General features: G+C 72.2%; 14 protein-coding genes and 2 pseudogenes. 11 read left to right on the top strand and 5 right to left on the bottom strand.

Going from position 1 to position 16,738, the window contains the following annotated elements; all coding sequences use genetic code 11:
* The first annotated feature begins 58 nt into the window (after positions 1-58).
* Both adhP and V6N00_RS03325 read left to right on the top strand, forming a co-directional pair.
* Positions 59-1,093, top strand: coding sequence for an alcohol dehydrogenase AdhP (gene adhP, locus V6N00_RS03330; protein ID WP_334230625.1), 1,035 nt, complete (start codon positions 59-61; stop codon positions 1,091-1,093).
* Positions 1,086-1,505, top strand: coding sequence for a DUF779 domain-containing protein (locus tag V6N00_RS03325; RefSeq protein ID WP_334230624.1), 420 nt, complete (start codon positions 1,086-1,088; stop codon positions 1,503-1,505). The genes adhP and V6N00_RS03325 overlap by 8 nt, the downstream gene beginning before the upstream one ends.
* Positions 1,506-1,518: 13 nt before the next feature.
* Here V6N00_RS03325 and V6N00_RS03320 read toward each other — a convergent pair.
* Positions 1,519-1,806 (bottom strand): annotated as a pseudogene (locus V6N00_RS03320) (hydroxymethylglutaryl-CoA lyase); the annotation flags it as partial.
* 175 nt (positions 1,807-1,981) lie between these two features.
* Positions 1,982-3,412, bottom strand: coding sequence for an AAA-type ATPase lid domain-containing protein (locus V6N00_RS03315; RefSeq protein WP_334230623.1), 1,431 nt, complete (start codon positions 3,410-3,412; stop codon positions 1,982-1,984).
* A 218-nt stretch (positions 3,413-3,630) separates the two neighbouring features.
* Between V6N00_RS03315 and V6N00_RS03310 the strand changes: the two genes are divergently transcribed.
* From V6N00_RS03310 to V6N00_RS03290, 5 genes and pseudogenes are all read left to right on the top strand, one after another.
* Positions 3,631-4,692 carry an amidohydrolase family protein gene (locus V6N00_RS03310; RefSeq protein ID WP_334230622.1) on the top strand — a complete coding sequence of 354 codons (1,062 nt, stop codon included), beginning with the start codon at positions 3,631-3,633 and terminating at the stop codon, positions 4,690-4,692.
* On the top strand, positions 4,689-5,552 hold the full coding sequence (locus V6N00_RS03305; protein WP_334230621.1) for an iron-sulfur cluster assembly protein: 864 nt from the start codon (positions 4,689-4,691) through the stop codon (positions 5,550-5,552). Before V6N00_RS03310 ends, V6N00_RS03305 begins: the two co-directional genes overlap by 4 nt.
* A 1-nt stretch (position 5,553) precedes the next feature.
* Positions 5,554-6,588 (top strand): NAD(P)-dependent alcohol dehydrogenase, encoded by a 1,035-nt coding sequence (locus tag V6N00_RS03300; RefSeq protein WP_334230620.1) that lies wholly within the window; start codon positions 5,554-5,556, stop codon positions 6,586-6,588.
* A 199-nt stretch (positions 6,589-6,787) separates the two neighbouring features.
* Positions 6,788-7,080, top strand: a pseudogene (locus V6N00_RS03295) (DUF779 domain-containing protein).
* Positions 7,081-7,283: 203 nt separating this feature from the next.
* Positions 7,284-9,344, top strand: a complete 2,061-nt coding sequence (locus V6N00_RS03290) for an acyltransferase family protein (protein ID WP_334230619.1) — start codon at positions 7,284-7,286, stop codon at positions 9,342-9,344.
* Positions 9,345-9,359: 15 nt separating this feature from the next.
* On the opposite strand, the gene V6N00_RS03285 is transcribed toward V6N00_RS03290, so the two are convergent.
* Entirely contained in the window at positions 9,360-9,782 is a 423-nt protein-coding gene (locus tag V6N00_RS03285) for a MarR family winged helix-turn-helix transcriptional regulator (RefSeq protein WP_334230618.1), read from the bottom strand.
* 115 nt (positions 9,783-9,897) lie between these two features.
* Between V6N00_RS03285 and V6N00_RS03280 the strand changes: the two genes are divergently transcribed.
* Both V6N00_RS03280 and V6N00_RS03275 read left to right on the top strand, forming a co-directional pair.
* Entirely contained in the window at positions 9,898-11,739 is a 1,842-nt protein-coding gene (locus V6N00_RS03280; RefSeq protein WP_334230617.1) for an ABC transporter ATP-binding protein, read from the top strand.
* A 711-nt stretch (positions 11,740-12,450) separates the two neighbouring features.
* Entirely contained in the window at positions 12,451-13,083 is a 633-nt protein-coding gene (locus tag V6N00_RS03275; protein ID WP_334230616.1) for a TetR/AcrR family transcriptional regulator, read from the top strand.
* A 62-nt stretch (positions 13,084-13,145) separates the two neighbouring features.
* Here the strand turns inward: V6N00_RS03275 and V6N00_RS03270 are convergent, their stop codons facing one another.
* Positions 13,146-13,589: a pyrimidine dimer DNA glycosylase/endonuclease V gene (locus V6N00_RS03270; RefSeq protein WP_334230615.1), complete on the bottom strand. Its 444-nt coding sequence runs from the start codon at positions 13,587-13,589 to the stop codon at positions 13,146-13,148.
* 113 nt (positions 13,590-13,702) lie between these two features.
* Between V6N00_RS03270 and V6N00_RS03265 the strand changes: the two genes are divergently transcribed.
* Positions 13,703-14,326: a class I SAM-dependent methyltransferase gene (locus tag V6N00_RS03265; RefSeq protein ID WP_334230614.1), complete on the top strand. Its 624-nt coding sequence runs from the start codon at positions 13,703-13,705 to the stop codon at positions 14,324-14,326.
* Positions 14,327-14,445: 119 nt separating this feature from the next.
* Complete coding sequence (locus V6N00_RS03260) at positions 14,446-15,681, top strand: MFS transporter (protein ID WP_334230613.1); 1,236 nt, start codon at positions 14,446-14,448, stop codon at positions 15,679-15,681.
* Positions 15,682-15,794: 113 nt separating this feature from the next.
* On the opposite strand, the gene V6N00_RS03255 is transcribed toward V6N00_RS03260, so the two are convergent.
* Positions 15,795-16,697: a LysR family transcriptional regulator gene (locus tag V6N00_RS03255; RefSeq protein WP_334230612.1), complete on the bottom strand. Its 903-nt coding sequence runs from the start codon at positions 16,695-16,697 to the stop codon at positions 15,795-15,797.
* Positions 16,698-16,738: the final 41 nt, after the last annotated feature.

Genomic DNA, 16,738 nt, shown 5'->3' with positions numbered 1-16,738 from the left:
CCCGGACCGTCCGGCACCGACGCCGGCGGGCTCGTGTTCGACTCCGAGAGGAACCCCCATGACCACCATGAAAGCCGCCGTCGTCGAGTCGTTCGGCGCCGACCTGGCCGTCACCGACGTCGAGGTCCCCACGCCCGGCCGCGGCCAGGCCCTGATCAAGCTCATCGCGTCGGGCGTCTGCCACACCGACCTGCACGCCGCGCAGGGCGACTGGCCGGTCAAGCCCGCCCCGCCGTTCATTCCCGGCCACGAGGGCGTGGGCACCGTCGTCGCCGTCGGCGAGGGCGTCACCCGGCTGAAGGAGGGCGACGTCGTCGGCAACGCCTGGCTGTGGAGCGCCTGCGGCGAGTGCGAGTACTGCCGCACCGGGTGGGAGACGCTGTGCGAGGCGCAGACCAACGGCGGCTACAGCGTGGACGGGTCGTTCGGCCAGTACATGCTGGTGGATGCCCGGTTCGCGGCTCGCGTACCGGACGGCGCCGACCCCTACGAGGTGGCGCCCGTGCTGTGCGCCGGCGTCACCGTCTACAAGGGCCTCAAGCGGACCGAGGTACGCCCCGGCCAGTGGGTCGTCATCTCCGGCATCGGCGGGCTCGGGCACATCGCAGTGCAGTACGCCGTCGCGATGGGCATGCGGGTCGTCGCGGTCGACGTCGCCGAGGAAAAGCTCGCCCTGGCGAGCCGGCACGGCGCCGAGGTGGTGGTCAACGCCTTCGCCGAGGATCCGGCGCAGGCCGTGCAGGACGCGACCGGCGGGGCGCACGGCGTGCTCGTCACCGCGGTGCACCCGAAGGCCTTCGGTCAGGCGATCGGGATGACCCGGCGCGGCGGCACCATCGTCTTCAACGGCCTGCCGCCGGGCGACTTCCCGGCGCCGATCTTCGACATCGTGCTCAAGGGCCTGACCATCCGCGGATCGATCGTCGGCACCCGGCAGGACATGGAGGAGGCGCTCGCCTTCTACGCGGAGGGCAAGATCCACCCGACCGTCTCGAAGCGACCGCTCGGGGACATCAACGCTGTGTTCGACGAGATGCACCACGGCAAGATCGACGGCCGGGTCGTGCTGGACTACGAGGCGGTCGATGCCTGAGTCGGCCCTCGACGCGCGGGTCGTCGTCGCCGGGGAGACGGAGTCCCGCGTGGCTCTCTGCCCGGCGGCGATCGCCCTGCTGCAACAGCTGTGGGACCAGCACGGCCCGCTGATGTTCCACCAGTCCGGCGGGTGCTGCGACGGCTCCTCGCCCATGTGCTATCCGGCCGGAGAGTTCCTGACCGGGGACGCCGACGTCCTGCTCGGGGTGTTCGACCTGCCCGCGGGGGACGCCTCAACCGGCGGCGCCGCTCTCGGGGAGCTCGAGTTCTGGATGTCGGTGGAGCAGTTCGCCTACTGGCGGCACACCCGGCTGCTCGTCGACGTCGTCGACGGCCGCGGCAGCGGCTTCTCCGTGGAGGCGCCCGAGGGTAAACGCTTCCTCATCCGCAGCACGCTCATCGGCACGTGAGGGATTTGACCGGTCAGTGTGACGGATCGCGCTCGCCCGGGATGACCCAGGGGAAGGCGTCGGCCCGGGACCGGGCACCCTGGGCGGCGCGGGAGCGGTTCGGCTCGTCGACGTCGCCGAGCACCGCCTCGGACAGCCGGACGATCTCGGCGAAGTCGGCGGGGTCGAGCCACGCCGGCCGGGTCGCGAACAGCAGGTCCTCGCTCGAGGTGTTGCCGCTGGCGCCGGGCGCGAAGGGGCAGCCGCCGAGGCCCCCGAGGGCGCCGTCGACGACGGAGGCGCCGGCCGACGCGGCGGCGAGGGCGACTTCTCCCCGATGACCGGCACGATGCCGGGGAAGCCGACGTCCTCGAGCACCTGCTCGCCGGTCGAGACGGGCAGGCGCTGAATCATGTTCCAAGCGGCGTACTGCTCGTCCTCGACGATGTGCGCGGGCCGCGGACCACCCGGCGCAGTCTCGCCGACATCAACCCGGTCTAACCGCCGGGACCGGTCGGCACGCTGATCCCCAGCCGTGCCATCCGCCGGTACATGGTGGCCCGGCTGATGCCGATCTCCGCTGCGGCCCGACCCACGGTCGTGCCGGGCCGGGCGAGGCTGCGGATGATCTCGTCCCGCTCGAGCGCCTCGAGCCGGGTGAGGCGGGACCGGGCGGGGCTGAGCACGTCCGGGGGCAGGTGCTGGACGTCGACCGTGTCGGTGCGCGAGGCCGCCGCTCGGACGACGCGGACGAGTTCGGCGGCGTTGCCGGGCCACGCGTGGGAGGTCAGGGCGTGCTCGGCGGCGCGGGTGAACGCCACCTCACGCAGCCGCGCCTCACGGGCCGCATGCCGGGCGATCGGCATCACGTCCGCCGTCCGCTCCCGCAGGGGCGGCAGGTCGACGACGGTGGCCACGAGCGCCGCGAGGGGCGGCGGTACGTCCGGCAGCAGGCCGGCCGTCGTCGCCCAGAGCGCCGCCCCGGCGCTCCCGGCCGCCCGGAGGATCCCGGCCTGCATCTCGTGGGCGGCCCACGCGGGCAGCGCGTCCACGTTCTGGACGATGACGGCGGTCTCGGGCTTCGCCAGTTCGGGCATCCACAGGGAGAGCCAAGCCTCCACCTGGGTGGGGTCCGGGGTGTCGGCCGCGAGGATACGCACGCCCGGTCGTGCTCGCCGCAGGGCCTGCGCCAGCACGGTCGCCCGGCCCGAGCCCCGCTCACCGACCACCGCCACGGGTCGCCCCGCCGCCAGCGCCCCGGCCGTCCTCTCGACGGCGTCGCCCCAGGCGGAGGACATCTCCCGGAGGGTCTCCGCGGTGGGAGCGAGGCGGAGTCCGTGGATCCGGAACACCGCTCCGGCCGGCTGCGGCCGTGGTGTCCGGCCGCCCGCGCGAGCGAGCATGAGGGCGGCGGTGTTGCCGGCGGCGGACTGGGCCAGGGCGAGCAGGAGGCCATGGGACTGCCGGGACCAGGTGGTGATGTTGACGCTGCCCTCCAGCCGGCCGGTGAGCGGGTCCAGCACGGGAACGGCCGCGCATGTGTACCCGGCCAGGCTTGCGTTGTAGTGCTCCTCGGCCCGCACGAGGCTGGGGGACCGGTCGGCGAGGGCGAGGCCGAGACCCGTCGTGCCGGCCTCCCGCTCGGAGAACGCGAAACCCGGGGCGAGATGAACCCTGTCCAGGGCCTGCAGGAGTGACGGGTCCGAGCTGATGCGGTTCAGGACCAGCCCGTCCGGGTCCGTGAGCATCAGACTGACCGGCTCGTCCGCGAGCGTGGCGTGCAGGGCCGTGAGCACCTCGCGCCCGCACGTGAAGAACAACGAGTCCGCGATCACCTCCCCGGTCCACACCGGATCGATCGACTCGGGGGAGACCCCGTACCCCTCGCTGCGCTGCCACGACGCGAGGATGCGGCGGGATGCCGGCATCACGGCACCCTGCGACGTCGCGGTCGACCGCCGCGAGTGATGGTCCGGCATCCGCACCGCACTCCTGCCTCAGCGCCGAGGTCCCCGCTCCCTCTCGAGGATAGACCGCTACTGTGACCCACGTCTCAGAATGAGACACCGCGACCGTCCCGGCGCCGCGCCGTCGTCCCTACCGTGATGTCCACGGCGACCACGACGGTCGCGAGAAGGAGACAGTCATGTACAGCAAGGATGGCGAGCGCTACTTCATCGTCGATGCGCACATCGCCCTCTGGGACGCCCGGCCGGAGAACCAGCGCAACATCCACGGCAAGCAGTTCATCGACTGCTTCTACGACTACCACCGCAACCTCTCGCCCGAGTCGGAGCTGTGGACCTATGAGGACTACCTGTATCAGGGTGGCGAGCGGTTGATGAAGGACCTCTTCACCGACGGCTACGTGGACCACGCCATCTTCCAGCCGGCGTACCTCGGCGAGTTCTACAAGCGCGGGTTCGGCCAGACCGAGGAGGCGTACGGCCTGGCCGCAGCCCATCCGGACAAGCTGACCTACAACCACTGCTTCGACCCGCGCAACGGGGAGAACGGGCTCGAGCGGCTCCGCGCCGACCACGAGCGGATGGGCTTCACCGGCGTCAAGCTCTACACCGCCGAGTGGCACGGGGACTCCCGCGGGTACAAGCTCTCCGACCCGGAGACCTACCGGTACTTCGAGGAATGCCAGAAGCTCGGCGTGAAGAACATCCACGTCCACAAGGGCCCCACGATTCGCCCGCTGGACCGGGACGCCTTCGACGTCGCCGACGTCGACCACGCCGCCTCAGACTTCACCGACCTCAACTTCGTCGTGGAGCACGTCGGCCTGCCGCGGCTCGAGGACTTCTGCTGGATCGCGACCCAGGAGCCCAACGTTTACGGCGGTCTGGCCGTCGCGATGCCGTTCATGCACACCCGGCCGCGGTACTTCGCGCAAATCCTCGGTGAACTCCTCTACTGGATCGGTGAGGACCGCATCTTCTTCTCCAGCGACTACGCCCTGTGGACCCCGCGCTGGCTGGTCGAGCGGTTCGTGGACTTCCAGATCCCCGAGGACATGACGGAGTACGCGCCGCTGACCGTCGCCCAGAAGAAGAAGATCCTGGGCCTGAACGCCGCGGCGATGTACGACATCCCGGTGCCCGAGGAGCTGCGGGTCCCGGAGGCGGACGAGACGGCCACCGGGCCGCGGCAGTCGGAGCTGGCCGACATCGGGGCGGGGACCGCCGGGGACGCGCGGTGACGGCGGTCCAGGCCGAGCGGCCACCGGTCGAGGTGGCCGGCGTCCTCGGATCCGGCGCCGACGACCCGCTGCGGGCCGCCGTCGTCGCGGCCCTCGCCACCGTGGTCGACCCGGAGCTCGACGAGCCGATCACCGATCTCGGGTTCGTCCGCTCGATCGACGTGCACGCCCGGCCCGGCGGTGACGCTCCGGCGTCGTCGTCGGCCGCGGTGGCGGCCGTCATCCACCTCCGCCTGCCCACCTCGTTCTGCTCGCCGAACTTCGCGTACCTGATGGCCTCGGACGCCAAGGACGCGGTCGCTGCACTGCCCGGGATCGACACGGTGGTGGTCGAGCTCGACGACCACCACGACTCGGACCTGATCAACGCCGGCCTTGCCGCCGACGCCGGGTACCGGGGCACGTTCCGGCACGAGGCCGAGCAGGACCTCGAGGAGCTGCGGCTGACCTTCAAACGGAAGGCGCACACCGCCGCGGCCGAGCGCTGCCTGACCGAACTCCTGCGCGCCGATCCGTCCCTGGTCGAGGCGGCCGTGGGCACCGTGACGCTCGCCGACCTGCCCGCGGGACGGCACACGGATGCGCTGGTGCGCCGGCGCGAGGCGCTCGGCCTGCCGAGCCGGCCGAACGCCGTCGTGCTGGTCGACCAGGACGGGCACGGCTACCCGCCCGACGCCGTGCCGCTGGCCCTGCGCCGCGCCCGGTCCACGCGCATCTCGATCGACGGCAACGCCCACTTCTGCCGTGGTCTGCTGCGCACGCGCTACGCGGGGTCCGGCACCGACCAGACGGAGCGGGTCGACGGCGCCGAGCCGGCGGACCATCACCACCTCATTCCCATCCACGTGAAGGAGAGCTGACATGAGCACGATGCGCGCGGTGCAGGTCGTGGGCTACCACGACGACTTGACGATGGCCGAGGTCCCGAAGCCCGAGGCGAATGGGCCGTGGGACGTCGTGGTGCGGATCGGCGGCGCCGGGGTGTGCCGGACGGACCTGCACATCCTCGAGGGCCAGTGGGCCGAGAAGTCGCAGGTCGCCCTGCCCTACACGATCGGCCACGAGAACGCCGGCTGGGTCGACGCCGTGGGCAGCGCGGTGACCAACGTCAGAGCGGGCGACAAGGTGATCCTGCACCCGCTGATCACGTGCGGCCTGTGCCGGGCCTGCCGATCCGGGGACGACGTGCACTGCGAGAACAGCAGGTTTCCCGGCATCGACACCGACGGCGGCTACGCCGAGTACCTGCTCACCTCGGCCCGCTCGGTGGTCAGGATCGACGACGCGCTCGAACCGGCCGACGTCGCCGCGCTCGCCGACGCCGGCCTGACGGCCTACCACGCGGCGGCGAAGGCGGTGAAGCACCTCACCCCGCGGGACACGTGCGTCGTGATCGGCGCCGGCGGCCTCGGCCACATCGGCATCCAGGTGCTCAAGGCGCTGACGCCGGCCCGGATCGTCGTCGTCGACCGCAACCCGGACGCGCTGCAGCTCGCCGAGTCGATCGGCGCCGACGTGGGCGTGCTCGCGGACGGCTCTCAGGTGGAGAAGGTGCTCGAGCTGACCGGAGGGAACGGGGCCGAGGCCCTGATCGACTTCGTGGGTGAGGGCGGGGCCACCGCCGAGGGCGTGGCGATGCTGCGCGGCGCCGGCAATTACTACGTCGTCGGGTACGGCGAGAACATCTCCGTGCCCACCATCGACCTGGTCTCGAACGAGATCAACATCATCGGCAACCTGGTCGGCTCCTACAACGACCTCCAGGACCTGATGGCGCTCGCGGCCCGGGGCTCCGTCACGCTGCACACCCAGAAGTACGCGCTCGACGACTTCGCCCAGGCGATCGCGGACCTCGACGGCGGCCGTGTCCGGGGCCGGGCGATCCTCGTGCCGTAGCCTGTCGTGCACAGCGACGGACCTGCGGAAGGACACCCGTGACCTCCAGCCCAGCAGCCCTCTCGATCCGGTGGTACTCCCGATGACGGCGACGCTGGACGCGCAGGTGGTGGTCGCGGGGGAGAGCACGTCGCGCGTGGCGCTCTCTCCCGCGGCGATCGCGCTGCTGCAGCAACTGTGGGCGCAGCACGGACCGCTGATGTTCCACCAGTCGGGGGGTGCTGCGACGGGTCCTCGCCCATGTGCTATCCGGCGGGCGAGTTCCTGACCGGCGACGCCGACGTGCTGCTCGGCGTCTTCGACCTGCCCGCGGCCTCCCCCGGGGCCGGATCGCTCGGAGAACTCGAGTTCTGGATGTCGGCGGAGCAGTTCGGTTACTGGCGGCACACCCGGCTGCTGGTCGACGTCGTCGACGGGCGGGGCAGCGGCTTCTCCGTCGAGGCTCCCGAGGGCAAGCGGTTCCTCATCCGCAGCACCCTCATGGGCGCCTGACGGCTCCCCCTCGCTGACTGGTCAATAGATGACGGTTTCCGGCCGATCCAGGGCGGGATTTCGACGACAATCGACCAGTCAACGCCGCCGGCCGGCGCGGCCGGTACGGGGCCGGGCGTCATGTTCGGTGGTTCGCCGCAGAACCGTCGGTGCCGGCGCTTAGCCTTGGAACACCAGGGGCGGGCCGGAGCGAGGGGACACCGGTGGAACGAAGGACACTCGACGACGGGCTCCCGGTCGTGCCCGCGACGCGCGCCGACCGGGAGCCCGATCGCGGGTTCGACCGCTCCGATCGGCCCGGCCACATCGGCGGCCTGGACGGCCTGCGGGCGCTCGCCGTCGTCGCCGTCCTGCTCTACCACCTCAGCCCCTCGCTGCTGCCCGGCGGCTATCTCGGGGTGGACGTCTTCTTCGTCGTCTCCGGCTTCCTCATCACGAGCCTGCTCATCCGTGAGCGGGAACGCACCGGGACGCTGGCGCTCGGTCGGTTCTGGCTGCGGCGCGCACGTCGCCTGCTGCCGGCCCTTGCCGTCGTCGTGGCCGTCAGCGTCGCCCTCGGGTTCCTCGTAGGCCGCGATCTGCTGGTCGGCATCGGTCGGCAGACCCTCGGCGCCCTCACGTTCTCCAACAACTGGCTGGAGATCGCGGCCGGCTCCAGCTACTTCGCCCACACGTCGCCGCAGCTGTTCGTCAACTTCTGGTCCCTCGCGGTCGAGGAGCAGTTCTACCTGCTCTGGCCGTTCCTCTTCCTCGGCCTCGTGGCGCTGCCCGTGCGGTGGAGCACACGCGCGTGGATCGCCGCGGGCGCCGCCCTCGTCTCCGCGCTGATGATGGCCGTGCTGTACACGCCGGGCACCGACGCCACGCGCGTCTACTACGGCACGGACACCCACGCCTTCGGCCTGCTGCTCGGGGTCGCCCTGGCCTTCGCGTGGGCCGGAGGCCGGGGACTCGATCTCGGCCGTGCGCTGTGGCGGCACCGCCGGGTCCCCATCTCGGTCGGCTCGCTCGTGCTCCTGATCGGGGCGATGACGGTCGTTGCGTCCGACGGCGCCTTCGCCTACCGCGGCGGCATCCTGCTGACCTGCCTCATCACGACGGTTCTCGTTCTCACGCTGCTCGAGGGGGCCAGCCCGGTGCAGCGGATGCTCGACAGCCGGCCCGTCGCCTGGGTCGGGGAGCGGTCCTACGGCATCTACCTGTGGCACTGGCCGGCGCTCGTGATCGCCGACGCGCTCGTGCCGACGGCGATCGGCAGCACCGGCTGGTGGACGGTGCGGATCCTCGCGCTGGTCGTGACCGTCGTGGTCTCCGCCCTGTCCTACCGGTGGCTCGAGGTACCGATCCGCCGACACGGGTTCCGGTCGGCGGGTCGTGCGGTCGCCGATGCGGTCGTGTCGGGCGGCCGGAGCGTGACGGCGCCGCGCGTGCTCGCCGGGGTGGCGGGGCTCGTCGTGTTGTTCGCCGTGCTCGGGGTGATGACCGCGCCGGCGAAGTCGGCGGTGCAGGCGACGATCGAGCAGAACCAGTCGCTCATCACGGACACGGCGCCGGCCCCGCGGGCGCCGGCTTCTCCCGGCGCCCCTGGTGCGTCGCCCGGTGCACCGCGGGCGACGGCATCGGCCTCCCCGACTGCCTCCGTCTCTGCTTCCGCCACCGCGTCAGCCGCTCCTGTGCCGTCGGCGCCGGCGTCCTCCCCGCCGCCCGGCGACGGGGGACCGGGGCTGGCGTACCCCGCGGGGCAGGACATCATCGCGATCGGCGACTCGCTCGTCGTCACCAGCGCGGACGGCCTGAAGGACCGGTTCCCCGGCCTGGCCTTCGACGCGCGATCCAACCGGCAGTGGCCCGACGGCGTCGCCGCGGTCGACGCCCGGCTCGCCGCCGGGACGATGCCGCGGGCGGTCATCCTGCACTTCGGCACGAATGCAGGCGTGCCCGATCCCGGTGTCGTGCGGCAGGTGCTGGACAAGCTCGGACCGGACCGGATGGTCGTGCTCGTCAACCTCTACGGGGCGAGCTCGTTCGTGCCGGAGGCCAACCGGGCGTACGCGGACCTGGTCCAGGGCCGGCGCAACGTCATCGTCGCCGACTGGAACCGGGCCATCGCGGGCCGGGTGGACCTGCTGCAGCCGGACCAGATCCATCCGGGCATCCTCGGCGCGCACCTCTACGCGGACACGATCAAGCAGGCATTCCACGACCTGGCGGTGCGCACGGGCGGCGCGGTACCGGCGGACTGGGCGATCAGGAAGGACTACTGAGGCGGAGCGACGTCGTCAGTCCAGCGGCAGCGACCCGAGGATGCGCTGCAGCGCTTCCCGGTCCTCCGCCGTGAGCGCTCCGAAGAACTCCGCGTTCCGCTCCGCACGGGCGGCGTCGATCTGCTCGACGAGGCGCAGTCCGTCCTCCGTGGGGGAGACGAGGGTGGCGCGGCGGTCCTGCGGGTCCGGCTCCCGGGTCACCAGACCCTTGGCCTCGAGGGCGTCGACCACCTCGGTCGCGGAGCGGGCGGCGATGCGCAGCCGGTCGGCGACGTCGCGTAACCGGGCCCGGTCCGTCTCGCTGATGCTCCGCAGCGCCCGGGCGTGGTGCGGCGTGATTCCCCACGGCTCGAGCTGCGCCAGGGTCCGCCGGCGCATCGTCCGCGAGACGGCGTGGAACAGCTCGGCCAGTTCGCGGGGATCCGGGGCGTTGCTCACCACCCCAGTCTACCTATTGCGGGGCTGCCACATAGTGAGGTAACCTCCTGAATAGTGGCGAGTCGCCCGGGTGTCCGTTCCCCGCCGACCGCCGACCTCGTCGCCAGGAGGACGCATGACCGAAGCCGCCATGATCGATGGACTCTCCCGTTCCCGCGGTCCCGGCCGCGTGGACCCCGCCGACGCCGCCCTCCTCGCGGAGTCCCCCGTCTCCCTCCGCCGCGTCGCCGGCCTCTTCCGCCCCCACGCCGCGACGCTGACCGTCGTCTTCGTCATCATCGCGATCGCCTCCGTCGTCGGCCTCGCCCAGCCCTTCCTCGTCAAGGAGGTGATCGACGTCGCGCTGCCCCGGCGGGACGTCACCGTCCTGCTCTGGTGTATCGGGGGCATGATCGCGGTCGCCGTCGTCACCGCCCTGCTCGGCGTCGTGCAGACGTACCTTTCCACCGCCGTCGGGGAGCGCGTCATGCACCGGCTGCGCACCGACGTCTTCACCCACGTCCAGCGCCAGTCCCTGGCCTTCTTCACCCGTACGCGCAGCGGCGAGGTGCAGTCCCGCCTCACGCACGACATCTCCGGCATGCAGGCGGTGTTCACGACGACGGCCACGTCGATCGCGGCGAACCTCACCACCGCGGTCGCGACCGCCGTCGCCATGCTCGCCCTGTCGTGGCAGCTGAGCCTGATCAGCCTCGTCGTCATCCCGCCGGCCGTGTGGCTGAGCCGCCGGGTGGCCCTTGTCCGGCGCGACGTGACCGCTGAGACGCAGCGCCACCTCGCGCAGATGCACTCGCAGGTCGAGGAGAAGCTCTCTGTCAGCGGCGCCCGGCTGGCCAAGACGCTCGGCACGACGGCGCGGGACACGGCCGCCTTCTCGGCCACCTCCGAGCGGCTCGTCGACCTGGACATCCGCTCCCAGCTGGCCGGCCGGTGGCGGATGGCGACGATGAGCATCGTCTTCTCGGCGATCCCCGCGGTGCTGTACCTCGTCGCGGGCCTGCCGGCGACGTCCGGCGCCATGACCATCGGCACCCTGGTGGCGTTCATCGCCCTGCAGACGACGATCTTCCGGCCGATCATGGCACTGCTCAACGTCGGTGTGCAGTGGGTGTCCTCGATGGCGCTGTTCAGCCGGATCTTCGGCTACCTCGACCTGCCCGTCGAGATCGCCCCGCCGGCGCACCCGGTGCCGCTGGACCCGGCCACCGTGCGCGGCGAGGTCCGCTTCGACGGCGTCTCCTTCGGCTACGGCCCCGGCCGCCGGGTGCTCACCGGCATCGACCTGACGGTGCCTGCCGGCGGCTCGCTCGCCCTCGTCGGGCACACCGGTGCCGGCAAGAGCACGCTCGCCTCGCTCGTCCCGCGACTGCAGGACGTCGATGCCGGGTCGGTGTCCATCGACGGCGTGGACGTGCGGGACCTCGCGCCCGAGACACTCGCCGCGATCGTCGGCGTCGTCTCCCAGGAGACCTACCTGATCCACGACACCATCCGCGCGAATCTGCTGCTGGCCGCGCCCGATGCGACGGAGCCCGAGCTGTGGGACGCCCTCGGTACCGCCCGGCTCGCGACCCTCATCTCCAGCCTGCCCGAGGGGCTCGACACCGTCGTGGGCGCACGCGGCCACCGGTTCTCCGGCGGCGAGCAGCAGCGCCTCGCCATCGCCCGCACCGTGCTGCGCGACCCGCGCGTCCTCGTCCTCGACGAGGCGACCAGCGCCCTGGACAACGACACCGAGCGAGAGGTGCTCGCGGCCCTCGACGCGCTCTCCTCCGGCCGGACGACCATCTCGATCGCCCACCGGCTCACCACGGTGCAGACCGCGGACGAGATCGCCGTGCTCGACGGCGGCCGCGTGGTCGAGCGGGGCACGCACGACGAGCTGCTCGCCGACGGTGGCGCCTACGCCCGCCTCGTCCACGCCGTCGAGCGCGAGCAGGAGCGACCGGCCGCCTGAGCGTTGAGCCCCGGACGGCGGACCCCTCTCGAGCGATTCGCCCTGGGTAGGGCCGGGTTGCGCCCGGTGGGCGGGCGATGTGCCGGCGGGGGGCGGGACGACGCGTCAGCCGTCCACTCGGCGGGAGAGCAGCGTCGAGTGGGCGGATGTTGTGCCGGCGGGGGCCGGGACGACGCGTCAGCCGTCCACTCGGTGGGAGAGCAGTGCCCAGTGGGCGGGCGATGTGCCGGTGGGGCCGGGACGACGCATCAGCCGTCCACTCGGCGGGAGAGCAGTGCCTAGTGGGTGGTCGACGTGCCGGCGGGGCCGGGACGACGCGTCAACCGTCCACTCGGCGGGGAGAGCAGCGTCGAGTGGGCGGACGATGTGCCGGGGACGGGTGGGACGACGCATCAGCCGTCCACTCGGCGGGAGAACAGCGTCGAGTGGGCGGGCGATGTGCTGGCGATGGTCGGGACGACGCGTCAACCGTCCACTCGGCGGGAGAACAGCGCCCAGTGGGCGGACGATGTGCCGGCGGGGGCGGAGCGACGCGTCAACCGTCCACTCGGTGGGGGGTGGCGACGAGGGAGCGGCGCACAGTCCCCAGGGTGCTGGTCTCAGCCGAGAACCAGCAGCAACCGGCCGCGACGAGCCGTCGGACGCCGCGACGCGACACACGTTGTGTACGACGTTCACATCGGCCGCCGGCCGTGGGTAGAGTCGGCAGACATGGCCCGCTCCACGTATCGACACGGCGATCTGCATCGCGCGTTGATCGACGCCGGGCTCCAGCTGGCCCGCGAGAGCGGCCCGGACGCCGTCGTGCTGCGCGAGACGACGCGCAAGGCGCAGGTCGCCGCGAGCGCGGCCTACCGGCACTTCGCCGACCGGGACGCCCTCGTGCACGCCGTCTCCATGGCCGCCCAGGCGCACCTGGCGGAGGCGATCGAGCAGGCGCAGGCGGCGGAACTGGCGAAGCTGCCGGACGACGCCGACGACGTCGCCCGCTCCCGCGCCCTGCTCCGCTCCGTCGGCGCCGGCTACCTCGGGTTCGCGTGGGCCGAGCCGGGCTGGTTCCGCACCGCCTTCTGGGTGCACGAGGACCTGCGGGACGCCGCCGCCCCGATGGCCGCGGGGCCGGCTGGCAAGACGCCGTTCCAGATGCTCGGGCACGCGCTCGACGCGATGGTGGAGGCGGGCGTGCTGCCGGCCGATCAACGACGCGGCGCCGAAGTGCTGGCGTGGTCCACCGTGCACGGCATGGCGACGTTGACGATCGACGGACCGCTGCGCGTCATCGACGCGGCGACGCGGCTGGTCCTCGCCGAGCGGCTGCTCTCCATGGTCGAACGCGGGCTCTAGCCGGCCGAGGCCGCACCCGCTGAGCCGGCGCTGGGCGTCGGCGGCGTCAGTCGCACCACTCGTCAGTCACCCAGGATCTCCCACTCCTCGATCGGGCCGGGCACGACGTCGAACAGGGGATGAGGCCGGCGCTCGGCGGCGACCACGTGGGCGTGCCACGCCGCATCCCGCGCCTCGGTCTTGACGAGCAGGTGCGCCCACTCGTGGTCGAGCTGGCCCGACGTCACCGTCATCCGCGCCGGGGGCACCGCCACCGACGGCGGCACGACGATCAGGCCCCGGTTGAACGTGAACTCCCGCGCGTCGGCCTCGTCCGCCAGTCCCGCGAGATACGCACCGACGGAGGCCACCGGGTCCACCATGCGCCGGAACCGGGTCAGCTGCGGGTGCCGGGTGTAGCCCTTCGTCTGCCCGCGCAGCACCTTCTGCGCCAGGAGGGTCTCGCGCCAACAGGCCACCAGCCCCCTCCGGTCCAGAAGGGAGGGGTGAAGACTCCACAGACGCATCCAGCGAGCTTATCGGCGGCACGGGTAACCTCGGGACCGGCGGCCGGCCCCCGAGCACCGGGACCCCCGGAACGCCGACCGATCGCGACACCCCGAGGACGGAACCGAGACCGATGACGACGCCGACGACCCGCTGGGACGCACCCGAGAACGAGGTGATGCGTCGGCTCTACGAGCACCGGTTCCGCGGGCTGCACGCCGACGGGGTCGACGTCGACGGAGAGGGCCGACTCGTGGACGCCCTGCTCGACCGGCAGGCGACCGTCCTCGACGCCGGCTGCGGCACCGGCCGCCTGGCCGCCCACCTCACCCGGCAGGGTCACCGGGCCGTCGGCGTCGACAAGGACGCCGCCCTGATCCGCGCGGCCCGCGAACTGCAGGACGAAGGCATTCCGTTCCTCGAGGCCGACCTCGCCGAGCTCGACGGCGCCACGTTGACCGGTGCCGGGCTGCCCGCGCGATACGACGCGATCGCCGCGATCGGCAACGTGCTCGTCTTCGTCGCACCCGGCTCCGAGCGCACCGTGCTCGACCGATTCCGTGCGCTGCTGACCGACGACGGCGTCCTCGTCACGGGCTTCGCCACGGACCGTGAGTACACCGTCGAGCACCTGGACCGGGACGCCACCGCGGCCGGGTTCACGCTGCGCCAGCGCTTCGGCACCTACCAGCTGGCCCCGTTCACCGCGGACGCCGGTTGGGCGGTGTCCGTCTTCGACGCCACACCCCGCCCATAGATCCTGTCGATGACGTGCTGTCCCATCATTGATTGGACCCGAGGAGCCGCGGCGGCCACACTGTTCGGTGACACGGATCACGCCGGCTCGGGCCGGCCGAGGCGCAAGGAAGCACACTCATGGCCGTCACCACCCGCACCCCCTGGACGTTCGCCCTCTGTTGGTTGACCGTCGTGTTCGAGGGTTACGACATCGTCGCGCTCGGCGCCGCGATCCCCCGGCTGCTGGACAGCCACCACGCGGGCATCACCGCCCTGGACGCGACCTTCATCGCGACCATCTCCCTGGTGGGCGTCGGCATCGGCGCGGCCGCGATCGGCCCCATCACCGACCGGTTCGGCCGCCGCATCCCGCTGATGCTGTGCGTGCTCGTCTTCTCGGTCTTCACGCTGATCTTCCCCGTGCTGCCCAGCGCCGGGCTGCTCGGACTCGTCCGGTTCCTCGCCGGCCTCGGCCTCGGCGGCTGCATGCCGGTGGCTGTGACGATCATGCAGGAGAGCGCCCGGGACAACGGCAAGGCGCACTCCAGCACCATGACGATGACGGGCTACCACACCGGTGCCGTCGCCGCCTCGCTGCTCGCCATCGTCTTCGGCGCCCACTGGGGCTGGCTCTTCACCGTCGGCGGCGTGCTCGGGCTTGTGCTGCTGCCGGTCATGTGGGCGAAGCTGCCCGAGACCAGCGAGGTCGCCGGCGCAGCCGGCAGGAACGCAGCGCACGCGCGGGTGCGGCCCTCCGACGTCCTGCGCCAGCCCTACCTGCGCACCACGCTCGGCCTCTGGGTCGCCGCGTTCATGGGTCTGCTGCTCGTGTACGGCCTGAACACCTGGCTGCCGCAGCTGATGCGCGGTGCCGGCTACGGCGTCTCCAACTCCCTGCTCATGCTGTTCGTGCTCAACGTCGGCGCCATCGTCGGCCTGCTGGCCGGCGGCCGGATCGCCGACCGGCGCGGGGTCAAGGGCACGACGATGTTCTGGTTCGGCGCGGCCGCGGTCCTCCTGCTGGTGCTGAGCATCCGCATCCAGAGCGAGTTCCTGCTCGACGTCGTCGTCTTCGTCACCGGGGTGTTCGTCTTCTGCGCCCAGGTGCTCGTCTACGGTTTCGTCGGCTACCTGTACCCGCGCCGGATCGTCGGCACCGGCATGGGTCTGACCTCCGGGGTGGGCCGTATCGGCGCCATCGTCGGCCCGTGGTTCACCGGCCTGCTCGTCGCGGCGGGGTCTGCCTACCCGGGCGGGTTCTACCTGTTCGCGGTCGCCGCGGTGCTCGGCGTGCTCGCCGTCGCGATGATCCCGAAGCCGCGCACGACGACGCCGGTCGACGAGGACGCGCCGCGCGCCGCCCGCGCCGCATGACCGGCAGCGCCCACGAGCGGGTCCGAGGAACCGGCTCAGGCCTCGACGTCGGCGCCGCGCACCGCCCGCGCCGCATGACCGGCAGCGCCCACGAGCGGGTCCGAGGAACCGGCTCAGGCCTCGACGTCGGCGCCGCGCAGCGCTGCCGCCACGAGGTCACGGAACCAGGCGGCCGCGCCCGTCCCGGCGATGTCCTCGTTCCAGGACAGCGTGACGTCGAACCGGGGCACGTCGATGGGCAGCTCGCGCATCACGATCGGCCAGCGTTCGGCCCACAGCGCCGCCAGCTGCGCGGGCACGATCGCGGCCATGCCGCAGCCGGCCACCACGCCGGGCAGCGTGGAGAAATGGTGCACGTAGAGGCCGATGCGGCGCTGGATCCGCATCGACTCGAGCACGGCATCGGCCTGCCGGTGGCCGAGCGCCGGGTCCACGGCCACGTGCGGGACGGTGAGGAAGGCCTCCAGCTCGATCCGGTCGCCCTCCGGTGCCCGGTCGGCGGGCAGCACGCACACGTACCGTTCGCGGTGCACGAGCGTGCGGTGCCCGGAGGCGTCGATCGGCACGCTCGCCACAGCGGCGTCGACGTCGCCGTGGGCCAGCCAGCTCGCGACGCGCTCGATCTGCATCGGCACGGACTCGACACTGACCCGGGGCGCCCGGTCGGACAGCCGCTCCATGATCTGCGGCAGGAACGTGGCCTCCCCGACGTCCGAGAGCGCGATGCGGAAACGGCGCTCACTGGTCGCGGGGTCGAACACCCGGTCCGCGTCGACGGCGTCGTCGACGGCCGTCACCGCCCGGCGGAACACGAGCGCCAGCTCGACGGCGCGCGCCGTCGGCGCGACCCCGGTGCCGGAACGCACGAACAGGGGATCGCCCAGATGCCGCCGCAGCCGGCCGAGGGCGTGACTGACCGTCGGCTGCGTCAACGACAGGTCCGCCGCCGCCCGCGTCACACTGCGGGTGTCGTAGATGCTCAGGAACGTCCGGAGCAGATTCAGGTCCAGGCTCACCCGCCCATCATGCGGCAGAACCGGGACGAAGCCAGCAGAAG

It is taken from the genome of Tersicoccus mangrovi, from assembly GCF_036881825.1.
Classification (GTDB): domain Bacteria; phylum Actinomycetota; class Actinomycetes; order Actinomycetales; family Micrococcaceae; genus Tersicoccus; species Tersicoccus mangrovi.
The sequence above is the reverse complement of the archived record's forward strand: the minus strand, read 5'-3'. Positions and strand labels throughout refer to the sequence as shown.